The sequence below is a fragment of the Synechocystis sp. IPPAS B-1465 genome (assembly GCF_003015225.1).
Lineage (GTDB): Bacteria > Cyanobacteriota > Cyanobacteriia > Cyanobacteriales > Microcystaceae > Synechocystis.
On the sequence record NZ_CP028094.1, the window covers coordinates 3,477,516 to 3,499,610 of the forward strand.

General features: G+C 44.8%; 17 protein-coding genes. 5 read left to right on the forward strand and 12 right to left on the reverse strand.

Features of this window, described 5'->3' with window-relative positions:
- The first annotated feature begins 140 nt into the window (after positions 1-140).
- From C7I86_RS16220 to C7I86_RS16230, 3 genes are all read left to right on the forward strand, one after another.
- Positions 141-809 carry a fimbria/pilus periplasmic chaperone gene (locus tag C7I86_RS16220; RefSeq protein ID WP_223211310.1) on the forward strand — a complete coding sequence of 223 codons (669 nt, stop codon included), beginning with the start codon at positions 141-143 and terminating at the stop codon, positions 807-809.
- A 66-nt stretch (positions 810-875) separates the two neighbouring features.
- Positions 876-1,079: a hypothetical protein gene (locus tag C7I86_RS16225; RefSeq protein ID WP_010874273.1), complete on the forward strand. Its 204-nt coding sequence runs from the start codon at positions 876-878 to the stop codon at positions 1,077-1,079.
- A gap of 128 nt (positions 1,080-1,207) precedes the next feature.
- Positions 1,208-1,441 carry a hypothetical protein gene (locus C7I86_RS16230; RefSeq protein WP_020861896.1) on the forward strand — a complete coding sequence of 78 codons (234 nt, stop codon included), beginning with the start codon at positions 1,208-1,210 and terminating at the stop codon, positions 1,439-1,441.
- 15 nt (positions 1,442-1,456) lie between these two features.
- On the opposite strand, the gene C7I86_RS16235 is transcribed toward C7I86_RS16230, so the two are convergent.
- The 3 genes from C7I86_RS16235 to C7I86_RS16245 form a co-directional block, all read right to left on the reverse strand.
- Complete coding sequence (locus tag C7I86_RS16235; RefSeq protein WP_010874274.1) at positions 1,457-2,359, reverse strand: DUF2887 domain-containing protein; 903 nt, start codon at positions 2,357-2,359, stop codon at positions 1,457-1,459.
- Between the two features lie 184 nt (positions 2,360-2,543).
- The gene (locus C7I86_RS16240; RefSeq protein ID WP_010874275.1) at positions 2,544-3,008 is read right to left on the reverse strand and encodes a GNAT family N-acetyltransferase; all 465 of its coding nucleotides are present in this window, start codon (positions 3,006-3,008) and stop codon (positions 2,544-2,546) included.
- Between the two features lie 145 nt (positions 3,009-3,153).
- The gene (locus C7I86_RS16245) at positions 3,154-5,466 is read right to left on the reverse strand and encodes a nitric-oxide reductase large subunit (protein WP_010874276.1); all 2,313 of its coding nucleotides are present in this window, start codon (positions 5,464-5,466) and stop codon (positions 3,154-3,156) included.
- 426 nt (positions 5,467-5,892) lie between these two features.
- Here C7I86_RS16245 and C7I86_RS16250 point away from each other — a divergent pair, with 426 nt between their 5' ends.
- A complete protein-coding gene (locus C7I86_RS16250) occupies positions 5,893-6,609 on the forward strand; it encodes a Crp/Fnr family transcriptional regulator (protein ID WP_010874277.1) in 717 nt (238 codons plus the stop codon).
- A gap of 187 nt (positions 6,610-6,796) precedes the next feature.
- On the opposite strand, the gene C7I86_RS16255 is transcribed toward C7I86_RS16250, so the two are convergent.
- The 7 genes from C7I86_RS16255 to C7I86_RS16285 all read right to left on the reverse strand — a co-directional run bounded on the left by C7I86_RS16255 (position 6,797) and on the right by C7I86_RS16285 (position 16,807).
- The gene (locus tag C7I86_RS16255; protein ID WP_010874278.1) at positions 6,797-7,915 is read right to left on the reverse strand and encodes a hypothetical protein; all 1,119 of its coding nucleotides are present in this window, start codon (positions 7,913-7,915) and stop codon (positions 6,797-6,799) included.
- A gap of 32 nt (positions 7,916-7,947) precedes the next feature.
- The gene (locus C7I86_RS16260) at positions 7,948-9,042 is read right to left on the reverse strand and encodes a hypothetical protein (protein ID WP_020861893.1); all 1,095 of its coding nucleotides are present in this window, start codon (positions 9,040-9,042) and stop codon (positions 7,948-7,950) included.
- 119 nt (positions 9,043-9,161) lie between these two features.
- Complete coding sequence (locus C7I86_RS16265) at positions 9,162-9,887, reverse strand: hypothetical protein (protein WP_020861892.1); 726 nt, start codon at positions 9,885-9,887, stop codon at positions 9,162-9,164.
- Between the two features lie 130 nt (positions 9,888-10,017).
- Positions 10,018-13,236 (reverse strand): hypothetical protein, encoded by a 3,219-nt coding sequence (locus C7I86_RS16270; RefSeq protein ID WP_010874281.1) that lies wholly within the window; start codon positions 13,234-13,236, stop codon positions 10,018-10,020.
- Between the two features lie 102 nt (positions 13,237-13,338).
- Entirely contained in the window at positions 13,339-14,826 is a 1,488-nt protein-coding gene (locus tag C7I86_RS16275; RefSeq protein WP_010874282.1) for a hypothetical protein, read from the reverse strand.
- Positions 14,827-14,836: 10 nt separating this feature from the next.
- Positions 14,837-15,340: a hypothetical protein gene (locus C7I86_RS16280; protein ID WP_010874283.1), complete on the reverse strand. Its 504-nt coding sequence runs from the start codon at positions 15,338-15,340 to the stop codon at positions 14,837-14,839.
- A 57-nt stretch (positions 15,341-15,397) separates the two neighbouring features.
- A complete protein-coding gene (locus tag C7I86_RS16285) occupies positions 15,398-16,807 on the reverse strand; it encodes a lipoprotein (protein WP_010874284.1) in 1,410 nt (469 codons plus the stop codon).
- Between the two features lie 402 nt (positions 16,808-17,209).
- On the opposite strand from C7I86_RS16285, the gene C7I86_RS16290 reads away from it, so the two are divergent.
- A complete protein-coding gene (locus C7I86_RS16290; protein WP_010874285.1) occupies positions 17,210-20,230 on the forward strand; it encodes an RNA helicase in 3,021 nt (1,006 codons plus the stop codon).
- 110 nt (positions 20,231-20,340) lie between these two features.
- On the opposite strand, the gene C7I86_RS16295 is transcribed toward C7I86_RS16290, so the two are convergent.
- Both C7I86_RS16295 and C7I86_RS16300 read right to left on the reverse strand, forming a co-directional pair.
- Complete coding sequence (locus C7I86_RS16295; RefSeq protein ID WP_010874286.1) at positions 20,341-20,676, reverse strand: hypothetical protein; 336 nt, start codon at positions 20,674-20,676, stop codon at positions 20,341-20,343.
- 37 nt (positions 20,677-20,713) lie between these two features.
- Positions 20,714-22,084, reverse strand: a complete 1,371-nt coding sequence (locus C7I86_RS16300; protein WP_223211311.1) for a GIY-YIG nuclease family protein — start codon at positions 22,082-22,084, stop codon at positions 20,714-20,716.
- Positions 22,085-22,095 lie beyond the last annotated feature (11 nt).

Sequence of the window (22,095 nt, forward strand, 5' to 3'; positions counted from 1 at the left end):
TTGTAGTGAGGATTTCTTATCAACGTTCTAGTCAGATGTCTGCCCTACCTGCTCTTGCGTGTAGCTTGCTAGGAAGTATTGTTTTCAATCTGACACTACCGACAAGGGTAGACGCTTCTCCCTCTTTCCAATTATCCCCTATGGAAATGAGATTAAGCCCCGTCGGGGGCGGAGCAAGCCGCTCATTCCTGCTCCAAAGCACTGGCACCCAGCCCGTAGCCGTTCAACTTAGTGTTGCTGGCCGGAAGATGTCTATAGATGGAGTGGAGGAACTACCTATAGAAGAGGAAAATTTTGTTCTTTATCCCCCCCAGGTGATTCTCAGGCCCAATCAAGTGCAGGCAGTAAGGGTTGTTTGGGTAGGCAATCCCACTCCGGCGCAGGAACTCCCTTATAGGATTATTGCCGAACAAGTGCCCATTGATGATCTTCAGCCAACAGTTGATATGCCGACCGACCGTAGAGTTGCTGACATCAAGGTTCTATTTAGGTATGTGGGCACGATCTATGTTACCCCTCCTAATGCCTCTCCCAAAGTGTTTCTAGAAGGTGCCGAGCCCTCAACTACAGAAGATGGTTCCCAGAAGTTAGTACTTAATTTCGAGAATCAAGGAACTGCCCATCAACTACTCAGGGGTTTGACAGTCAATCTGACTTCAGAGGGAAAAACTGTCACTTTAAGTGGGGATGAACAACTGAAAGGGGTCATTGGGGAGAACATACTAGCCGGCAATAAACGCCGTTTTGTTTTGCCCTGGCCCAAAGAATTGCCTGTTGGCCCTGTTACCGCCACCTTTACCACCAATTAATTGCTAGCCGATCGCCGGGAGAGAGTGCGTATGGAGCATCCCTAGCTTCGGCTCGGAGGTATCACCATGCGCCTATTTATTTTTTCCCTTAGTCTGGCAATTACCTTGAGTCCTAGCTTGGCCATGGCCGAAAAAGTCAATACCACTGTGGTTATCCCCAAGCCAGCCAAAAGTCTGGTGCTCAAACCCAACGCCACCGAAGGGTTTGCCCAAACTTTGCGGGAACCTAGGGCCCCAGCCGCTTCATCCGGGCCCAGAGCCAGCAAATAGATTTCGCCTCCAGCGATCACCTTCCGGGGGAAAGGCATCGATTCCGCCCCTCCTTCGGAAGCCTTTTTTGTAAAATAGGAATCAATGGATCATGTCCCGTCAAATTCTTCTTTTGCTTAGGTTGCCCCATGACCACTATCATCGACAATGACCTTGAAGCAATCCTGACAAAGATTGACAGCCGGTTGGAGCGCATAGAGTCTGACCTGACTACCATCAAAGTTTCCCAAGCCAGAGTAGAAGAAAAACTAAATTCCCTAGACGACAGAGTGGGAAAACTGGAAGACAGTCAAAACCGCCAAATTTGGACTTTTAATTATCGCTATTACCGGAGCTACGGCCGCCGGCGTCATCAAGTTTAGCTTTTTCCCCAATCCCTAATATAAATTAGCCAAAAACTGTTCCAAATCCGCCATGGTGGTGAAATCCAGCAATGCCTCCCCAAGCTCCTCCAACTGAGGCACAGCAAGCTCCCTAATTTGGCCAATCTGCTCATTAGATAATTCCCCCAGCCGCCTAGTTAACAGCCGCACGATCAAATTAGCCTCCCCCTCCTGACGACCTTCCTCAAGTCCCTCCTGAATACCTTCTTGACGACCTTCTTCAAGTCCTCTTTGGCGACCTTCCTCAAGTCCCTCCTGAATTATCTCTTGATAGAACAGAGACTTGGTAATGTCCATTTGTTTCAGATCCAGCATTTGCATAATGATCTCCTTGGTTAAGTCAGGGAACTTGTTGGCCAGTATAGTCTCAATCAAACTGAGCCGCCGTTGAAACTCATTGTCAGTCGGTGCTGATCTTAATAACCCCTTGCTCAGTTCCAGGGTTTTATTTTTGTCCGCAACCAAAAGTTGCAACAAAGCTAAATTAGGGCTTGATGCCTCCCCTGTCCTCAAATCACTTAGGTAAAGTCTAGTCACCCGCTGGGCCAACAAATCCCGATAGGGCAAATCATTCCCCAATCGTTGCTCCCGGCTCTGCAAAATCATTAGTCCCCGCCAGTCACGGCTAACCCTGTACTGGTAAAGGTAAACGAATAGCTGCGCAAAATAACGTCCATAAAATTGCTCATCCGCCTGCATTTGGGCTTCAGCAAAAATTATGGGCACTAGGGGATCCTCCGACACCGGCATAAACACCCCGTCCAGGCGAAACTCTTTTTCCTTCACCACCGGGGCACTGTAAACAAACTCCCACTCCGGCTCAATGCCTGGCACCAACTCCGCCATCATCCCCGGCTGGGATAAAAATAACTCGTAAAACCATTTGTCTGTTTTCATCCTTTGAATTTTAGCCTGGGAATAGGCAATTTCAGGAAAAGCCCTATGCAATACTAATTTACCGCAATACAAATATTTGTGTTAGGACAGTTCGCCTTTGTAGTTCCCATCATAAGCCTCCTCCTGGAAGGCTTTTTCCAGAACAGTAATAAGCAATTGTAACTAAAAGGCATTGTCCTATTGGTCACCCATTGGGCGGAACACGGAAAATCATACTGATGTGTTCTATACCGTGGTCATCATAGGGATCACCAACCTTTGTAAAACCAAATTCTGCATAAAACTCGGTAAGGTGAGCCTGGGCTGAAATCTGCAGATCTAAGTTTGGATACTCCCGCAAGCTTTTCTGGATGCAGGCTGCGACAATCTTCCTGCCAGCGCCCATTCCCCTTATTGCTTTACTTGTGAGCACCCGACCGAAAGATGGTTCCGGGTATCTGGTATTGGGAAAATTCAGTCGTGCGTAGGCCACTAATTGTTGATCATTGGTGCGACCAAACAGGTGCCATGATTGTTTATCCAACCCGTCAGCGTCTAGATATAAACATCCCTGCTCTACCACAAACACTTCCTGCCGTAGGGCAAGCATTTCGTGCATTGCTTCCCCAGAAATATCATTAAACCGTTGCCAAGACCAATTAATTTCCACGGCGATCGCCTTTTTTCCATATTGGCAATTATTAACCTAATTTTTTTCCCAAAAGCTGTCGCAATACTGGGAAATTTTGAGTTAATTGTCCCCCAACTTGGTGAGCCAGGGGACTTTTTAAACAATTTTTAGGATTGGAGAGCAATTAAGTCGCAGGCGTTTCCACCTGTACTTCATCCAACGGTTGGGGTTGGGTGGGTTGTTGAAAAATGCCCCAGATGGCCTGGCCAACGCCATAGAGTAACACTATTGCCCCCACAGCAAAGATCAAGTCGCCGGGAATCCGCAACCAAACAGTGCCCTGCATCCAACTGGAACCAATTACCTCCGCACTGCGGGCGTACCAAGTGCCATGGTTAATGGATTGCATCAGTTGATAGAAGCCATTGGGAATCAGCCCCGTGACTAGCATGGTTACTAAGCCGCCATTGATCCACCAGAAAGCAAAGTTAAATTTCTTTTCATTCCAGAATTGGTCGGGGGTAATTTCCCGCAGGGCAAACAGCATCAAGGCGATCGCCAGGGAACCGTAAACGCCGAAGAGGGCAGAATGGGCATGGATGGGGGTGGTGTTAATGCCCTGGGAATAGTAGAGGACAATGGGGGGATTGATCAGGAAACCAAAAACCCCTGCCCCCACTAGGTTCCAGACACAGGTGGCAATGAAAAATTTCAGCGGCATACGGTAAAAACCTTGGGCTTCCTGGGAGAGTTTGAGGGATTTGACCACTTCAAAACCAATTAGGGTCAAAGGAACCACTTCCAGAGCGGAAGCCACCGCTCCCATGGCGGCGATAAATACCGGAGTCCCAGCAAAATAGAGATGATGGAGAGTACCAATCACCCCGCTACCCAGGTACAAAATGGTGGTCAAATAGGTTGCGCGCAGGGCCGCAGAGCGTTTCAAGAAACCTAATTCACTACATAGATAGGCGATCGCCACCGTGGCAAACACTTCAAAAAAGCCTTCCACCCAGAGATGGACTACCCACCAACGCCAATATTCCGCCACACTGATGGGGGTGTGATTGGTGTACATTAACCCGGATGCATAGAACAGGGGAATGGTGATGGCACTGTAGAGGAAAAAGTGATTTAGGCCGGTTTTGTTCCCCTCCGCTTTCAGGGCTGGTCGCAGGGCTCGGAACATTAGCCAGAGCCAGAAAACCATGCCGCCGATGAGCAGTAATTGCCAGAGCCGACCCAATTCCACATATTCATAGCCTTGGTGACCGAACCAAAAACTCTGATCGTTGCCCAGGTAACCTTGGATGCCGAACCAGGCCCCGACGAGGGAACCAACGACGACGAGGGTTAAAGCTGCTAAAAGTATGCCATTGCCGATCGCCTGGCCCTTGGGTTCATGTTTGCCAAAGCGAGGGGCAAAATATAATCCCGCCGCTAACCAACAGGTGGCGATCCAAAATACTGCCAATTGTAAATGCCAGGTGCGGGAAGCCGCATAGGGTAAATATTGCTGGAGGGGAATGCCGTAAAATCCTTCCCCTTCCACAGCGTAATGGGCTGTCACCATCCCCATTAATAGCTGGACTCCAAATAAAGCCATGGCCACCCCAAAAAACAGAGTGGTTATCCTTTGGCTCGGAGTGGCTAGACGGAGGGCTGGTCGTTCTGCCACTGCCTGCACTTCTTCCGCATCTTCTTGGGTTAAATACACAAATAGGAACAAGGCGATCGCCGCAATCAGGACAATCACCGACACAATGGACCAGACAATAAATTGACCAGGGGCTTGGTTGCCAATCAGATCATCGTGGGGCCAGTTGGCTGTATAGGACAGGGGAGAATTGGGGCGATTAGCCGCCGCAGTCCAAGCAGTCCAGGCAAAAAAGGCCGTCACGTCATGGCGATCGCCAGCTTCTGGGAACCAATCCCTCGGAATGGAGTGAATAGCTGAGCCGTTCAGCAAAAGAGCTTGATAATCATCAAAAACCTGAGCTAAACCCTGGGTTTGGGCATTGGTTAGGCTTAAAATCCCCGTTTCTGGATCGTAACGGTTAGGTTTAAACTCCTGTTTCACTTCTGCCTGGAGTTGGGCCTGTGCCACTGGTGGCAATGCTTCCAAATCCGTTTGGCTAAAATTTGCATCGCCATCGTAGAGCACACCGGCCGTAGCCAGCCCCCAACGGTGCAACACATCCGCCGTCCAATCGGGAGCAAGGTAACTGCCATGGCCCCACACACTACCAATATGTTGTCCCCCCCGGGCCAGGTAAGTTGCTTGGCCCCGTTGCACTTCTGCTTGGGTCATAACGATCTCCTGTTGGGGAGAAACCATCGTGACGGGAATGGGGGGAGCATTTTTATAGATAGCAGCCCCTGCCCCCAGGAGCACAGAAAAAGTAACTACGCAAACCAGTACCAACCAGGCAGGCAGTCCGAAGGATTTAGTCCGGGGTGGTGTGGCGATCGGGAGATCAAAGGTTGAATTTGCCATACACAAAGAATGAAAAAATGGCGATTAATTAACAATTCTTTAGAAATAAATTTCCACTGATTCGGTAGATTCATTCCTGTTTTAATTGCTTTTACTTTAGATGAGTTATCCTTATTTTTTCCTTGACTTAAGTCAAAAATAACCTTGAGAAAATCTAAAGTTTTTAGGAGTCAGAAGCTGATATTTATGGATTCTAACCCTAGACCTAGGGGCATAGGCACAAACCGGAAGAGCCATCAATGCTGGCAACGGCAACGGTTTCCCAAAACTCATTTGACTAAAATTAGCCATGGCCAAGAAAATTTACGCCATCTGTTACCCTAGTCAATAGTACTGACAAATTTAGTGAATATTATGGTCACGACAAAAACCCGAGAAGTTATTAAAAATCATTAAAAATTATTAAGCTCTTAATTCCTAAATCCCATGACTGTTGCTCCGGATCTGGCCCTTTGGCTTAGTAAAACCCTGATGTTTCAGAATATTGATTCCCATCACCTGGAAATGATCACGGCGATCGCCCAGGTCAAAAGCTATGGCAAGGGGGATGTGGTTTTCAAAGAGGGGGATAAACCGAAGGGATTTTTCATTGTCCGATCCGGGCGGGTCAAGATTTATAAAATTGCGCCAGGGGGAAAGGAGCAAATTTTGCGAATTTTTCATCGAGGAGAACATTTTGCTGAAATAGCAGTGTTTGATAATCTTCCTTTTCCAGCTTCAGCGGCCACTTTGGACCAGGCAGAAATGATTTTTTTCCCACGTTCTCCTTTTTTAGAAATGTTAGCCCAGCATCCCACCCTGGCTTTGAATATGTTGTCCAGCCTATCTCGCCATCTGCGCCATTTAACCGCTGTAATCGAAGAATTATCCTTCAAAGATGTGCCCCAACGGTTAGCTAGCTATCTGCTCCGGCTAGGGGGAGTGGACACTGGAACGGTGGAGGTATTATCTCTATGGGTGACTTTGGATTTACCCAAAAGCCAACTGGCCGCCCAATTAGGAACTATTCCCGCCACCCTTTCTAGAGCTTTCTACCAATTAAAAAATGAAGATTTAATTGCCGTCAAGGGAGCCGAGATCCAATTATTAGACTGCGATCGTCTGCGGGCTTTGGCCAAACGAGGAGATGGAATGAAAAATTGAAGCGTTTACTCCTCCGTTATCAGTGTCTTAATTTATTGGGAGCAATGGTAGGGATGGCGATTCTCAATAAGTGGTCTGCTATGTCTATCGTCAATGATTATTTGTAATTGCAAACAAATTTGATTATCTTCAATGATGCTAATTTTAAACTTAAAGCTTTGTAGTTATTCGGAAGTTAAATAGGGTTTTAATCTAAAGAAATCCAATGACCATTTAGCCTTTGCACAATTGCTGTTGCCTCTTCATAACTTTTAGCGATCGCCCAAGTATGGTGGGTTTTGCCATTACTTTCCCGCAGATAAATTTGATTGGGTAACAGGGGATGGTCAGCGGTGGTACGGAGATAATCTTTGTTCAATTTGCTATGGAATTGGGAATAGATGGACGTATCCCAGGGTATTCCCCGGTCCCAACCCGGCACCACCAAAGGATTAGCTCCCAATAAAATTTGGCACGGCACTAACATGGGGCCTTTATAAATAGCATAGGCGATCGGCATACAGGTATTAATTGCTAAGGTGACTAATTCACCATATTTATGCATTAATGATTGTTGCCAATATTGGGTAATTAAGGTGAAATCTAACCCCGCACTTCCCCTAGTATCTAAGAGTTTATTGAACTTTTCATATTCCGTTCGCACAGTGGTGATTTCCCGTTGCCAAGCATATTCCAATGGACTTTGACCAAAAACTATCTTGCCTGCTTTGAGTAATTTCCATTTTTCACCAATTTTTAAAACGTCCAATTTTGCCGGTGCTTGTAGAGTAAATTGATAATTCTTCCCTGGGTTTTCATTAGTTGCTTTAAATAGTTTGGCGAAGCTAGCCAGGGAACTAAAATGGCTAAAGGATTCGGGACGAGGAAATAGATAAAATCCTTGGTTTTTGAGTTGCATTACCCAAAAGTTACCAACATTATTTTTTTCTAGAACATCTTCTTGGTCAATTAACAGAGAAACCCGCTGACAATAAACTTCTAATATTTGGGGAGTTTCGTGATAAATGTCAATAATTTTACTGATGGGTAAATCTAATAGAGGAGGGGGTTGTTCAACTATTAAATGGGGATAGGCATCGGCGGGAAAGGCAGTGGGTCGGCTAACTACAGTCTCAATTTGACTGATTTTTTGTTTAAGGACTTCTATTTCTTTGATTAAGTCAGCATTACTCTGGGTCTGAACTTCATTATTTTTTTGTGCTTGAAAAAATCGTAGGGCCGCAAACTCCTGTTGTAACTTAAGTTGATTTTTTTCCAACTGAATCAGCTTAGCTTGATTTAATTTATCCGGTTGATTGCCAGCCATGTTGTTTAATTTATCTCTTACTGTTAATGATTTTAATTAAACACGCCTTTTTCGACTATTTGCCAACGGCGATCGCCGACTAGGAGAAGTTTAGCGGGCTTGACTAGGTTAGGGTTTTGTAAATTGCCATAGCTGTCAAAAAAGGAACTGTTAGTCAGTAGTCTTTGCCAGCGGCTGAGCATTAGATTCGGAATTAACCAAATTTCTTCCCCAATGGTAAAGGCCAAATAGGAAGCTTGGCTCCTTTCTCCTTCTTCAAATTCCTGGCGATCGCCAAGACTAAGATTGCCTGCCTTGCCATGGATAACACTTTCTGTGGGCTTAAGGTATTGGAACTGGGATTGATCATCAAAAAAATTCTTATTGCCCTGGTTAAAATTAGTGATGCAATATTCTAAGCTGAGGCCAAAAGATTGGGTTGATTTTTCGGTATTTTCTACTTCTACTAAGGCATCTATAGCTTGTTCTTCATTGCTTATTGCATGGCCTTTGGCATCGATACAATTATTTTCTAAAAAATAATTATAAACATCTGCCTCGATAATCGAATCTGGTGTATTCGGTTGATTTTCACCTGGTAAAACAATATCAGTTTGGGTAACATTAATAACTTTGCGTTTTGCACCCCTAGTAAGCCTAGAAGCGGTAATTTTTTTTAAAGTTTTGCTTCCCATTTGTTGGAGAGATTTATTTTTACTAGGCTTAGTTGAAAAAGCATTCAACAAGTCAACTGCCAACTTGCCGACGACGATACTCAAACCTATGGTGCCAGCAATAAACAAATAAATCAGAATTATCAAGTCTTGGCTTTTCTGAACACCAATTTCAGTGGTGGTTTCTGCCCTACCCGAATTTACTGTGGGGGTTGGCGTCGGCGCAATGGTTGGACTGGTCGACTCGTCTGGATAGTAAGGGGTATTATTAACTTGACTTTCCTTTGTTCGTAAACCAATCCAGCCCCTTTCATCTACAGAAAAAGTGACAATTTTATACCAGCAAAAACCGTCATAAAATTTGGCATAGATGTCAGACAAAGCAAATCTTCTGCCAGCGGGAATTTCGGCAATAATTTCACCATTAATATTGGGAATATCGTAAACGTCCAAATTAAAATCAGAAAATGACATCTGATAATCCCTCATTGCTGGACAAGGATTATTTTGCTGAGCATAAACTGGACTAATGCTCCGAATTATTACAACAATAAAAACAATTGCAAAATTTCTCAGTCTATTCATAAATTCATTTATTTGTCGCCAAAACTCCCTTTTGAAGTTAGCTTCCAATGATTTTCTTTAATTAACTCTAAATGAGCAGGAAACTTGAGTTCAAATCTATCTGATACGGCATTCATTTCAAATATTCTACTATCATTATTTAGTTTAATTAATCTTGATATTTTCGGCATGGTAGCATTGGGAATTAAGTAGAACTGATTATTGAATTGAAAAATAAGGTAAATAGCATTGGCTTTATCTGAAATTGACTTAAACTCTATAATTGGTTCCCCATCAATAGCTCGTCTATTGTCTTTAGATTCTTCTGTTAGCTCAACAGGAATAAAGTTAGGATGATTGAAATAATCGACATTTAGTTGTGCGTACTGCTCAAGAATAATTTTTACTTGATCAATTTGTTCTTTTTGTTGCTCTATTTCCCCTACTTGAAGTTCATTTACATTAAAGCTTTTTGGCCGATTGTCGTGGTATCGATTGACTGAATTTAAATAATTTAACTGACTGCTCAGGTCGGCTACCTTTGTGTGTAAAGTAATATTTTTTTCTTTATATTTTTGAATTTGATTACTTAATACATTTAGTTGTTGTTGCACTTGATTGATATCGGAAGTATTCAAAAGTATTTTTTTTCCTTGTGTTTCTACGGTTTCACTGATTTTTTTGACTTTTCTGAAGTCTGATGAAAATCCACGCATTTTTTTGTTATTTAAAATACTAATAGCAATACTAACCATTGAAAATATGAAGGCAAGTATTGAAGCGGTAATGGAGATTGATATCCACGACTGTTCTGATATAAGTTTAAAAAATTCCATGAGTTTGATTTTTTACCTAATTTAAATTCTATGAGACTATCAATTATATTTAAGATTTAGACCACTTATCTGCAATTAAATCAATAAAACATTTAAGTACGATTAAAAAAGTTGGCTCTGCTTCAAATTCAGATACTGGGCCATGTTTCCGAAGACAAGCTTTCTTAATACGAGATTTCAAAATTACTTGATCGTCATTGCTCAACTGATAAAGTCCAGATCCATCAAAATTTCTCAATATATCAACTTCATTTATTCCTAATTCTTTGACTGTCTGATTAAAATTTTTAATATAATTTTCTAATTGGGAAAAAGACGCAATTTCAAACTGATTTATTTCTTCCCACTCATCATCAGTTTGTAATAAATCTTCAGATCCATAATCCTTACCATTGATTGTGCAAGACTCCCCTAGAAAAGGATAAGTTTTCTGGTTAGTTGCAATGCCCTGAAGCTTTTCTCCATCTTCTGGAACAACTAACCCTCCACACACTTCTTCTTTGGGATATTCAGATAGCGTAGAAACCTCTGGATTGTATGATAGCCCAGATGCTTTTGTTAAAAGTCCCTGAAAAAGAATATTTACTTCCGATGATTCTGAAAATTCACCTGTTGGAGTTAGCCAATGTAGAAATCGAGAACCATTGCCACCAAAGAGAAAAGTAGTTGCTATTCCATCCGTGAAATGCTTATTTTGTACGTGTAGTATTCTTTGGATTAGTCCAACATAGTGAAATAGACCTCCGACAGCAAAACTAATTAGCGTTCTGAATTCACGATTTCTCCGCTTGTCGCAGTTGATAGCATAACCTTCCGATAAAATTCTTTCTGCATTACTTCTCATATAAGTATCAAGGGCAGAATCAAAGTTATTACCACTTAATACTTTCGCAACATTACGAGCAGCTTCTGGCGGCAAACCAAAAATTTCATCAGTAAAATTAAGATTACTTTCTAAAATGCGGTGAAAGATATTTCTTCCAGCAAATGGCACCGAAACTTGATGTATTAAATTGTTATCTTGCCAAATTGAAATATCTGATGTGCCGCCTCCAATATCAATACAAGTTGTGTTAATGAGATTCTTTTTGAGAATATCGGCAAAAAATTGTGCAAAAGCAACGCTTTCAGTTCTTAGTCCTCTGTCATCTACGATGTGATTTTGTCCACTGACTAAATTCAACTGGTCTAGTACACGCTTCCAAGTAATCTGGTAACGATTGAGATCCATCGTGGAAAAAGCAGATGGATAAGAAATGGACCATTTTACTTCTCGAACTTCTTGCCATGCCGCTTGGGCAGCAATCATGCGTGCCAGTTGTGATAAAAATGGACGCTGATGCTGTACTTTTTCCCATTTAATGTTTGTTTTAATAAACTCTTTATTGAGTTCATATTTATCGAGCCGAGGAAAATATATTCGACCATCTACCACAAGCTCTGGAATATCTCCATCTATTTCTTGCCATCCCCTGGTGGTTAGCATTGCTAGCATGGGAGGATTATTACCTTCCGGTAAAAGCAGATCAGGAATGAAAAATTCTCGATAAATTACTGTTTGAATATCTTCCAAACTGTGGGTGATTTTCAGCAAATTAGTTTGGAGTTGCAACCTTTCTGGAGTACCGCTAGAGCCTTTCCGCACGTAAACATTGGTAAATGACGTGCCGAAATCTAATCCCACCGTCCAAGTGGTGGCATTTCCGCCCTGGGCTTTGGGTATCCGCAGAGGAATAAGACCAAGCGGCTGGGCATTTTTATCAATCGCCAGGAGGACATCGGGGTAGGCATCACATTTCCAGTACTGATAACTTTCCTGACCCGATCGTCGATTTTCCGCTTGGGCATTGGGAGTGGGCTGATCCACCCGAAAAGCTAACTCACCATACTCTTCCGTGGTTTCCACTAGCAAGAAATATTCTTTCCATAAACTGGGAGGCACATTGGGCCAAAGCGCCAAGGTGGGAAAATCCTGCTTAATTTCATTTTCCGCCTTGAGGGGATATTCCTGGGACATTGTATAGGCCACAGGCCGCTCAAATCCTGATATTTGCACCGTCAGCGAAATCCGTACCCCCGGGCCTTCAGGAGTGGAAACCGGGGCTAACTCCACCTGTTTTTCCAAATCTTCACTGCTGAAATATTCCCGCAGAAAGGGCTTAAAGGGTAACAGAATGGTCAGATTATCCAGATTTAGCTTTTGGTCTAACCAAGTGCCCGGTAACAAACCCTTTGTTTTGTGGAAATAAAGATTATCTTGGAAAATATCCGCCGGGGTAGCAAAAATGGCATCGGAACGCCGGTGAAGATTAGGATCAAAATTGAGCAGAGGGGACGCGTCAATAACATTAATTTCCTGGGGTTGTTTACCTAACAGTCCTGGTAGTTGTACTGGATCAAGAATATAAAGTTGCTTACTGGGATTGCGACTGGCTGAAGCAATTACCCTCACATTGGAAGGATTTTGTACCGCCTCCGCTGGATATAAAGCATTCAACGGAGGTGGAGCTAAAGGAATACCAAACGGTAAATTTTTTGTAGTAGGTTGAAAGACATTACTGGTGGTGACCCCCAAATCTTGGATATAGTCGTCAATCATCCCCGAAACCCGTCCCGCCAAATCCTCATTTTGGGGATTACGCATCAAATTACCCTTCAAATTTTCCAACCAAGGCAACAACACCTCCTTTTGATTGGGAGCCAAACCATTGCCAATGGGATTAGTGAAAAAGCCATTTTTTATCCACGCAATACGGCGACTTAAATGCTCAGGAAAATAACCCGTGGGGCAAACAATGGTGGCCGGACTAGTCATACCGATCGCCACGCCGTCCAGTTCAAACAAATACAACTCCGCCCAGGGACCATCGGGGGGAACCATGGCCAACACATTATCTTTATCGTTGGGGCGCAATTTCCAAAGACAGCGGGCAAATTCCTTATCTTGATAATCCTTGAGCCGCACCTGGGTGGCAGTGATCTTAAGATTTAAATTTTCCGCCAGGGCTAAAGCCGTTAATAAACCTCGATATTGCTCAATTAACCAATCCCGACTGGGGTATTGTCGGTTGCGAAAAGCCGAAATTAATTGCAACGGCCGAGACCAAGGACTAGGGATAGAATTTACTTCCCGGTAGGCTCCTGCTTCAAACTCCAAACTATTACCCAAGCGGTTAAACAATCCCACTCCCTCGGCGATCCATTCCCCTGGAGCAGCGCCACCAGCAAAATCTTGATTAGTTTTGGGAAGTAGGGGTTGGTTAGTCATGGTTAGTCAGGCAATTAAAAATAAAGCTGGGGGAAGGGAAAAATAGGGTGCAATTAGCCTAGGTCAAAAAGCTGATTCACAGTTAAATGAACGTAAAGCGGACTAAAGTAAATCAAACAGGGCATGGGCTAAGCCAAAAACGCCTTTATCATAACTTTTGCCCTCATCTGCTAAACGGTTCTTGATTGTGTCCAGGCGATCGCCACTTTGCGCCGCTTGACTTTTCTCCTTATCAATAATTAATTGGTGGAGATGTTCACGATAACCGGGGTTTTGTTTCAGATCGTCCAAATGTTTGAGCTGAAAAAGTTGCTCGCCATTGACATGGGCAGAGGAAACCTGTTGGGCCCATTGCAAAAACTTCTTGGCCCAGGCTGTGAGTAGATCATTTTTGGCCACTTCCTGGGCATTGTCCACCAGGGGTTTATCCTCTTCCCCTGCCCTAAGAGCAAAAAAGTGTTGGAACCAAGGAGCACCCTTCGCAAACTTTTTACCTCCCAACTTCCGGGCCGCTTCCAACTCCAAGGAAAAGTTATAGAACCAAGCGTAGGCAAAGCGCACTCCCTTACTGAGGGCTAATTTAGCGATTTCGTCATCCGGCAAGTCCGTCCAAATCAGACTATTGATATCCCCCCGACTGATGTAGTGGGCCACCGTTTCCCCCATGGGTTGATCGAAACCATGGTTAGCGGCCAGGGCGGCGTACAGTTCGACAAAATGGGCCCCATTTTCCTGATTTTTGCCCCCAGTGTGGGAATCATACCTAGTTTGGGCATTGTCCCCAATCAAGTACACACTATCAAAACAGCCTTGGGACTGCTCCGTTAAGTATTGCAATGCCGCTTGGGTATTGAGGGCAAAAAAGCGAGTTTCGGCAAACACCGTTTGATCGCCGTCGTCAGGACGTTCAAAGGCAAAGTACGGTAACAACAAAGATGCGTGAATACGAACTCGAAGATTGTCCTGTTTTAACTGATTACTAATTAGTTTAGCCAGGGTAGGAACCCCGGAAGCTCCTGTTCCCCCAAAGATACTGCCAAAGAAATGCACCACCACATCATTGCCCCGACCTACCCCTAAATCCGTGGTTAGATTATTAAATAGCTGTTGCCATCCCCCAGCCTGGGTTTGCTGGAGACTATCCAGTTCTAAACGACTCATCACCGCTGAACCGATGGGAGGCCGGCCCCGAAACCCCACTCCTAGATCGGCAGTTTGTTCCGCTGGACTGTAAAGGGCATCAAATAATTTTGCTAAGGGAGGAGCACTGGCCCGCAAAGCTTGTTTGTTAAAAACCCCTGCTAAGTTGTTGTTATGAACTTGGTCCCCCAGGGGATTCCAGGTGCCGTAGTGGAAAAATTGTCCACTCATTAAGGGGCTTTTCCCTTGGCCAAAAGCTTTTTGGGCATCGTCGGTGGTACGGAAGTTGACCCCAGTTCTTTGAGAGTTGCCGTTAGAGGTATCTGCATCGACCAATAAAATTCTTAGTTCGGAGTTGTCGCCGTACAGCCCCAGGGAATGGAGAAAAATGGCCGCTTCCACGCATTTAGCTCCACTGCCCCCCACACCGATGGCATAAATTTTTTGCATGGCTTAACCTCTAACCTCCATAAATTTTGCGTAATAACATTGACCCCGGTGGCACGTAGCGCATGGATTTGGGAGTGGCTAGGGCCGTGGGCAGCCAGAAAATTAACAAGACATCGACAATGATGAAGCCCAGTAGCCAGAAAAATGGTTCTAGGTTACGGCTGTCATCAAACCAGCCGTTAAGGAAACTCAGACCCACTAGAGCCAACATGGTCACTACACCGAGGACAATGGCAAAAATCCACCAAAGACCGCCGGTGCTGAGCACGTCCTGGGCCTTGGTGAAGCCACTGCTGAGGGCTTTAGCAATCCAGAATAGGAGTAACAGCGCTCCCAATACATAAACCACGTAAAGGGTGGGGAATAAAATCTCTGCGGCCCATTTATCCAAGTTACCCCGGGATAAACTCAAAGGCAGTCCACTTCCCCCTAGCAACCATGGCTGTAACCCAAAAATGACAATGGTGGCGATCGCTACTGTAACCACCAGGGCCACTATCTCCGTAATTTTCATAACCCCTATCCTGCCGAACTAATACGTGAAGATTAGCAAAAATTTTGATTAAGCAATTTAATAGTGGCTATAGCCGAGACAAAACTTAACAGCATCTTGATTATTGGCCACCGCCCCCCGTAGTCCCGATACAAAAAGCAGTAAATTTTGGGTTCTGGCCCCGTCCGGGTTACTAATGTCCATATCCCAATCCCGCCACACTGCCTGATCCAATTGGCGATCGCCAAGGGTGACGTAAACTAATTTTCCTTGCCCCTGGGGTACCTGATTGCCATCAAAAACAGCGGTTAATAAAAGGCGGGCATTCTCTCCCCCGGGATTTTGAGCAATTTCTGCTTTTTTCACCGTCAAAAAGGGTTCAGACACATTGAAAAGATCTGGGGTTAGCTCTCCACCAGTGAGGGAAACGGTACTTTTAGAAGGAATATTTAACTCCAACGGTGGCAGAGGGCTAGCAGAATTTTCACCACAATTGGTTTGTTCGACCATAAGCCAATCCTTTTCCTGGTCTTGGTTTGGCCTCTGACGGTCTATGGAACCAATGTCAATTACGCATTCTTGAATAGTGCCTTTTAAAGAACTGTTGTCTAGAGTCACCGTATCTGCTTGGCCAAGCTCAAAGGCGGAGGCCCGAAAGGCTTTATTGACATCTAAGGGAAGCTGACGGAATTCCCTTACCAATTCATCCACCGTTTCCTGGGGCCCCGTCATCAGGATAAAAAATGGTCTGCCCTTTTGATCCACGTCCTGGCCAGTGGTGTTGTAAACAAAAGTGGGATAACCAGCGTTGGCAGAATAAACATTGCCCCGGAACTGACTCCGAACTCCCAAGAGCACGGCTTTATAGTTGGGATTATTGTTTAACTCTTTGCTGATCAGGCCAGAAATTTGTCCCACAGCGGCATCGTCCGGTTCTAGGTCGGTGAGTAAAATTTTCAGACTGCGGGTAGCACTGGTATTGGTGGAAGTGTTGCTATCCTCTTCACTCCCTTCATTTCTTTCCCCTTGATTATTAGATGTGCCGGCGGCCGGGCTTTCCAATTCATAAAGTTGCCCCAAAGTACTGGAAACACAAGGATAATCCGCTATTGGCTGATCCCGACGACAATAAAAGGGCGCTTTACTGGCGGCCAGAAATTGGTTAGCAGAAATCGGTTGGGCCTGACTAATATTTTCATTGCTCCCCACCCGCCAATAGGAAGTGGGCAAATTTTTGTTTTGCAAAAGGGTGTGCAAAGAGGCGATCGCCTGGCCATAGCGACCACCAGGTTGACTGACAAAACCCACCATGGACTCACTGGCATCTACCCCCACCATTACATCCAGGTTTTCAAAAGGCCCAGGGGAAGATTGTTCGTCTCTGCGCTCTACCATCCCTTGGTCTGTTTCCACACAGGGTAAACCTCCCCTCTGGCCACAACCGGCTAATACTAGAGCCAACAAAGAGAACAAAATCCAGCTTTTCACGCAAAAACCCAGAAAGACAATAATGGAAATGATTCATCAGAGCGGGAGTTCGCCCATTAGCCTAATGCACTGCTCTGAAAAAATCAAGCGCCTGCGGGTGAGCCCAAGTCATTTCGATTCTAAGCGAGAGTTCCTTGAGTTATTCCCTAAAGCTTTAATAGTCACGGCGCCAATATTAAAGTGACCCCATCCCTTATCCATTGCCATTACACAGGTTCAAACAACTTAAACTGTTTTGTATTGTTACTAACAGATTAAATTTTTACTGACCGGGGACGCTTAGAATCTCCCCAAGCTGATAGCCCTGCTAACTAATTAAGCACAGACAGAAAGCACCCGGTTTGAATTGCCTCCAGGATAACCAGATAAAATGGGAACTTAATCACCCTTTTGCCTAAATCTGTGAAAACCCTAGCCTACGCTAACCCTGCTGATCTATTCGCCTTTCCCTTGGATGACTTCCAACAAGAGGCGATCGCCGCCCTGGACCAAGACCAGTCAGTGGTAGTGTGTGCCCCCACAGGTTCCGGTAAAACGGTAGTCGGAGAATATGCCATCTATCGAGCCATTGCCAGGGGAAAAAGGGTTTTTTATACTACGCCTTTGAAGGCCTTGTCCAATCAAAAAATTCGGGATTTCCAGGAAAAATTAGAGAAGTTAGGCCTAGAAAATGCGGCCCAACTAGTGGGCTTAATTACCGGTGATACGGTGATCAATGCCGATGCCCCGGTGGTGGTAATGACCACGGAAATTTTTAGGAATATGCTCTACGAAACCCCCATTGGGGAAGTAGGCACTTCTTTGGAGGACGTGGAAACAGTGGTGTTTGACGAAGTCCATTACATCAGCGACCGGGGTCGGGGCACTGTGTGGGAAGAGTCAATCATTTATTGTCCCAGCACCATTCAACTGGTGGGTTTGTCCGCCACCATTGGCAACCCGGAACAGTTGACCGAATGGATTAATCAAGTCCGCACTGGGGTTTCCCTGAAAGTATTACGCCAGGGAGAGCAACGTAATGATTCCCCCCCCTGTGTGCTGGTCAATTCCGATTTCCGTCCTGTGCCCCTCACCTTTCACTACAGCACCCGCAAAGGTTTATTTCCCCTGTTGAATGAGAAAAAAACGGGAGTTAATACTCGCCTATTGCCCAAGGCTGGGAATAAAAATACCCGTTCTGGTAAAAATCGCCGCATGCGCCGGGAGGATTGTCCCTATCCCCTGTTGGTGATGCAACAGCTACAGGAACGGAATTTGTTGCCGGTAATCTATGTAATTTTTAGTCGGCGGGGCTGTGAACAGGCGGCCCAATCCCTGGAAGATTTATCTTTGGTGGAACCGGCGGAGCAGGAAAGTATCCAACTGCAACTACTGGATTTTTTCTTTGGCAAAAATCCCCTACTGCGGCAGAAGTTGGAACGGGATTTGGCCAATGGTTTGCCGGATTTAGTCCAAGCGGTCGTTGCCTATTTGGATCATCCCCAGGACAGTGAAGCGGCCCAAAGACTTTTGACTGCGTTGGCGATCGATCCAGAAGGTATGTTCAAACTCTGGGGTTGGATTGCCCAATCTTCTCCCATGACTAGGTTCGAGCAGATTGAACCCCTTTTACGGGGCATTGCGGTGCACCACGCCGGCATTTTGCCAGATATGAAAACCCTGGTGGAAAAGTTATTTGAGCAGGGCTTGATCAAAGTGGTATTTGCCACAGCCACCCTCTCGGCGGGGATTAATATGCCTGCTCGCACCACGGTGATTTCTGCCCTATCCAAACGTACCAATGAAGGTCATGCCATGCTCAGTCCTTCGGAATTTTTACAAATTGCGGGGCGGGCTGGGCGGCGGGGTATGGATACGGAGGGCCATGTAATTACGGTGCAAACTCCCTTTGAAGGGGCCAATGAGGCCTCTTACTTAGCTCTAGCGGAGGCGGAACCGTTAAAAAGTTGGTTTACCCCTTCCTATGGCATGGTGCTGAATCTGTTGCAAAAACATGATTTGGAAGAAGTAAAAAGTTTGCTGGAACGGAGCTTTGCCGAATACTTGGCCCAGTTTGCCCTGGAACCCACTAAGGTGGCGATCGCCGAAACGGTGAAAAAATTATCCCAATTGGATATTAAGTTGGCAGGCATTGGGGAAAAGGATTTACGCAGTTACGAAAAATTCCGGGGGCGACTGCGGGAAGAACAAAGGTTGCTGAAAATTCTGGAAGAACAGGCGGAAAAAGAACGAAAGCAACAGTTAAAGGATCAACTCAAAACCCTGGCACCGGGTCAGCTTTTATATCTCAAAGGTCGCCACGTCAAAATCCATCAACCTCGTTTAGCGGTCATTGTTGCCCCCCTGGCCCCCGCCCATAATTTGCCCCAATGGTGCTGCCTGGGCAGTGATAACCGTTGGTATCATGTCACTGTGGGGGATATTTATGCGGTGCCCATTGGTAATCTGTCCCCAGCCCAATGGCAGCATTTAACCCCGCCCCCAGCGGAACTTTTGGCTCCCGGTAAATCGGTGAAGGGAGATGAGGAAACATTGGCGATCGCCGCAGGCCTAGACCCCCAAACCTATCCCTTAGAACCCAGCCCAGAACTGGTAGAACAACAGGCCAGGGTAGACCATGTGGAAAAACTGTTGGCAGTACATCCCCTGGCTAGCCAAAAACATCCCGGCAAACTTTTGGAGCAGTTCCACCAACGGCAAGAACTACGTAAAACCCTAAGCAAACGACAACAGGAGTATGATCGCCTACAATCCCGTCAATCCTACTATTGGCAGGAGTTCCTAGACTTAATTGACATTTTGCAGGAAATGGAAGCCCTGGAGGAATATACCCCCACACTGTTGGGGGAAGTGGCCGCCACCCTGAGGGGGGAAAATGAATTGTGGTTGGGTTTGGCCCTGATTTCCGGCAAATTCAACGATTTGGAACCAGAACAGTTGGCCGCCGCCGCCAGTGCCCTCATTACGGAAACTCCCCGTTCCGATGCTTGGACTGATTTCAAGCCTTCCCCTGTAGTGTTGGCCGCTCTCCGTCCCAGTAATGATTTGTTTGGCCTATTATTTTGCCTTAAACACCCTCAACCTCCCCTTGCCCTCTGGCAGGCTATGACGGTGGCGGATCATTTGCAACGGCTTAATCTCTGGGATCTACGACGTAAATTGATCAAAGCTCAAAATCAACGGGCGATCGCCATTCCCCTTTGGTTGGAAGTGGATTTTATGGGCTTGGTGGAACAGTGGGCATTGGGCATGGAGTGGGAAAACCTCTGCCGCCAGACCAGTTTGGATGAGGGGGATTTAGTCCGACTTTTCCGGCGCACGGTGGATCTGCTTTGGCAAATTCCCCAGGTGCCCCACCTTTCCCCCCGACTAAAACGGAATGCTCGCATTGCGGTGCAACAAATGAAGCGTTTTCCCCTCTAACCAATTGGCGATCGGGAGGATTTCCTCGAAAACGCTGGGAATATATCGATCACTTGGCCACTAAACACTAGGCGGCCATGGCCTTTTACTACCCCCAACAAGACCTATTTCTACAGGCGACCTTGGCTGGCCAATTTATAGCCAACGGCCATGGAGACAAAAGAAAGCAGAAATTCCCACAGACTAGTGGGATTAAGGATCGCTCGACTGCTAAAAAACACCAGCACCACGCCGATGATAATCGGTATCCAGCCCCAGGATTTTTCCCTGGCGGGCAAAAAAACTAACATCATCACCCCAGCAATGAGGGCCAAAATTGAGCCATCGGCGGCAATACCCCGCCAAAAGTAAGGATAAACGTTGGTAGTGAAAATGATGTTGTTACCCAGAAAATAGATGCCGGTGCCAATGAGAACTATGCCGATCAGTCTTGCTATTAGAGCCATGGTATTGTCGTGGTAATTGATTTATTGATAATGGGCATTAAACTTTGGGTTTTAGCTTGATATTTAGTTTAGGGACAAAGCTTTTGATTAAAACTGATTCTATTTCCTGCAGATAATGTTTAGGTAGCGAAGTTATGAAAGCAATTTTGCCATCTTCTATTAAGTCAAAATCAGATTGTCTGTGATGAGAATACCAACGCTTTTGAAGGTTGACTGACATTCCAATATATTGAATTGCATCATCTTTGTTGAGGACAAAATAAATTCCAGGCTGTTCTGGTAGTTCGTCCCTTTCTTCAATTGGTACTGCTGACAATTTTGCGGGATTAATTTGAGTTATTTCCAAAAAAATTCCATCGTAAATGAATTTTGAAATATATTCAATAAAGGAAAGGAATAAAAAATCAGAGCTATTCCAGGAATTTAATTCTTCTGGTAATTCTGAATCTAAAGGATCAAATTCCTGACCATCGAGGACACACATAAAAGAAGCGATTATGTTTTCCCATTCATAAACATATTTTTTAGATTTATAGCGGTTCTGCCATTTATCTAGCCAATTTTGTGCATCATTCCAAGCTTCTGGATAATACCATTCTTGCCATAATTGTTTTAGTTTATTCGCCGTCGGTGGTTTTGGTGGATCGCAATATTCGCGGTCGTAAATATTTTTCCATGCTTTCCTAAATATTGAGTATATTTCACTAGGTAACTCTGGGATTTCAAATTCTTTTTGCTGATAGCTTTGGATTTCTGGATCAATATCAATATATTTAGTGATTTCGTTGGATTCGTTGTTTTGACCCATCTTCATCTCTACTTGTGTCAATCCAGATTCTAATAAAGGAATAAAGTTGCTAGTTTCTAAAAATTCTCCATCAATAACTTCATCATTTATTTCTTCTTCTTTGGGTGTGTTAAGCAAAAGTGACAACTGTAATCCCAGCGCCCCAGAAATCCATTCTCTACCCGGAAACAACAAGTCAACTTGATATTTGTCTTCCAAAAGTAAACTAAAATTACCCTTAATTGAGTTGAGGTAATATTTTTTGACTTCAGATATTATTTCTTCGTAAAATTGTGACAAGATTTTAACTTCATTTGCCGCTTTTCCTTTGGTGTGTAAATAAGGCTTAACAACTACACTACCATGCTCACTTAAGGGATCTAGTTCCTCTGTTATCCACTCCTTAACATCTTCAATATCAAGGGAGCCTAATCCTTTATTTTCTCGACGTAAAAGTTCTGTCTCTATTGCTTTTCGGCAAATATCAGACCAATTTGCGTCTACCTTTGCCATTCGACTTTTTAAATCATCGGTCACATAAACATTGAGTGCAGGCATGGTTAAACCATAAGTAGAAGTATAAAGAAGATTATACGCATATTCTCTGGGTGCGACAACCAAAATTATGCGCA

What these genes read in the sequence shown, in the direction of transcription:
- C7I86_RS16280 (WP_010874283.1), bottom strand. Translation starts at nt 15,340, where the DNA reads ATGAAAATTACGGAGATAGTGGCCCTGGTGGTTACAGTAGCGATCGCC.
- C7I86_RS16295 (WP_010874286.1), bottom strand. Translation starts at nt 20,676, where the DNA reads ATGGCTCTAATAGCAAGACTGATCGGCATAGTTCTCATTGGCACCGGC.
- C7I86_RS16250 (WP_010874277.1), top strand. Translation starts at nt 5,893, where the DNA reads ATGACTGTTGCTCCGGATCTGGCCCTTTGGCTTAGTAAAACCCTGATG.
- C7I86_RS16270 (WP_010874281.1), bottom strand. Translation starts at nt 13,236, where the DNA reads ATGACTAACCAACCCCTACTTCCCAAAACTAATCAAGATTTTGCTGGT.
- C7I86_RS16260 (WP_020861893.1), bottom strand. Translation starts at nt 9,042, where the DNA reads ATGTCATTTTCTGATTTTAATTTGGACGTTTACGATATTCCCAATATT.
- C7I86_RS16220 (WP_223211310.1), top strand. Translation starts at nt 141, where the DNA reads ATGGAAATGAGATTAAGCCCCGTCGGGGGCGGAGCAAGCCGCTCATTC.
- C7I86_RS16255 (WP_010874278.1), bottom strand. Translation starts at nt 7,915, where the DNA reads ATGGCTGGCAATCAACCGGATAAATTAAATCAAGCTAAGCTGATTCAG.
- C7I86_RS16225 (WP_010874273.1), top strand. Translation starts at nt 876, where the DNA reads ATGCGCCTATTTATTTTTTCCCTTAGTCTGGCAATTACCTTGAGTCCT.
- C7I86_RS16230 (WP_020861896.1), top strand. Translation starts at nt 1,208, where the DNA reads ATGACCACTATCATCGACAATGACCTTGAAGCAATCCTGACAAAGATT.
- C7I86_RS16235 (WP_010874274.1), bottom strand. Translation starts at nt 2,359, where the DNA reads ATGAAAACAGACAAATGGTTTTACGAGTTATTTTTATCCCAGCCGGGG.
- C7I86_RS16245 (WP_010874276.1), bottom strand. Translation starts at nt 5,466, where the DNA reads ATGGCAAATTCAACCTTTGATCTCCCGATCGCCACACCACCCCGGACT.
- C7I86_RS16275 (WP_010874282.1), bottom strand. Translation starts at nt 14,826, where the DNA reads ATGCAAAAAATTTATGCCATCGGTGTGGGGGGCAGTGGAGCTAAATGC.
- C7I86_RS16265 (WP_020861892.1), bottom strand. Translation starts at nt 9,887, where the DNA reads ATGGTTAGTATTGCTATTAGTATTTTAAATAACAAAAAAATGCGTGGA.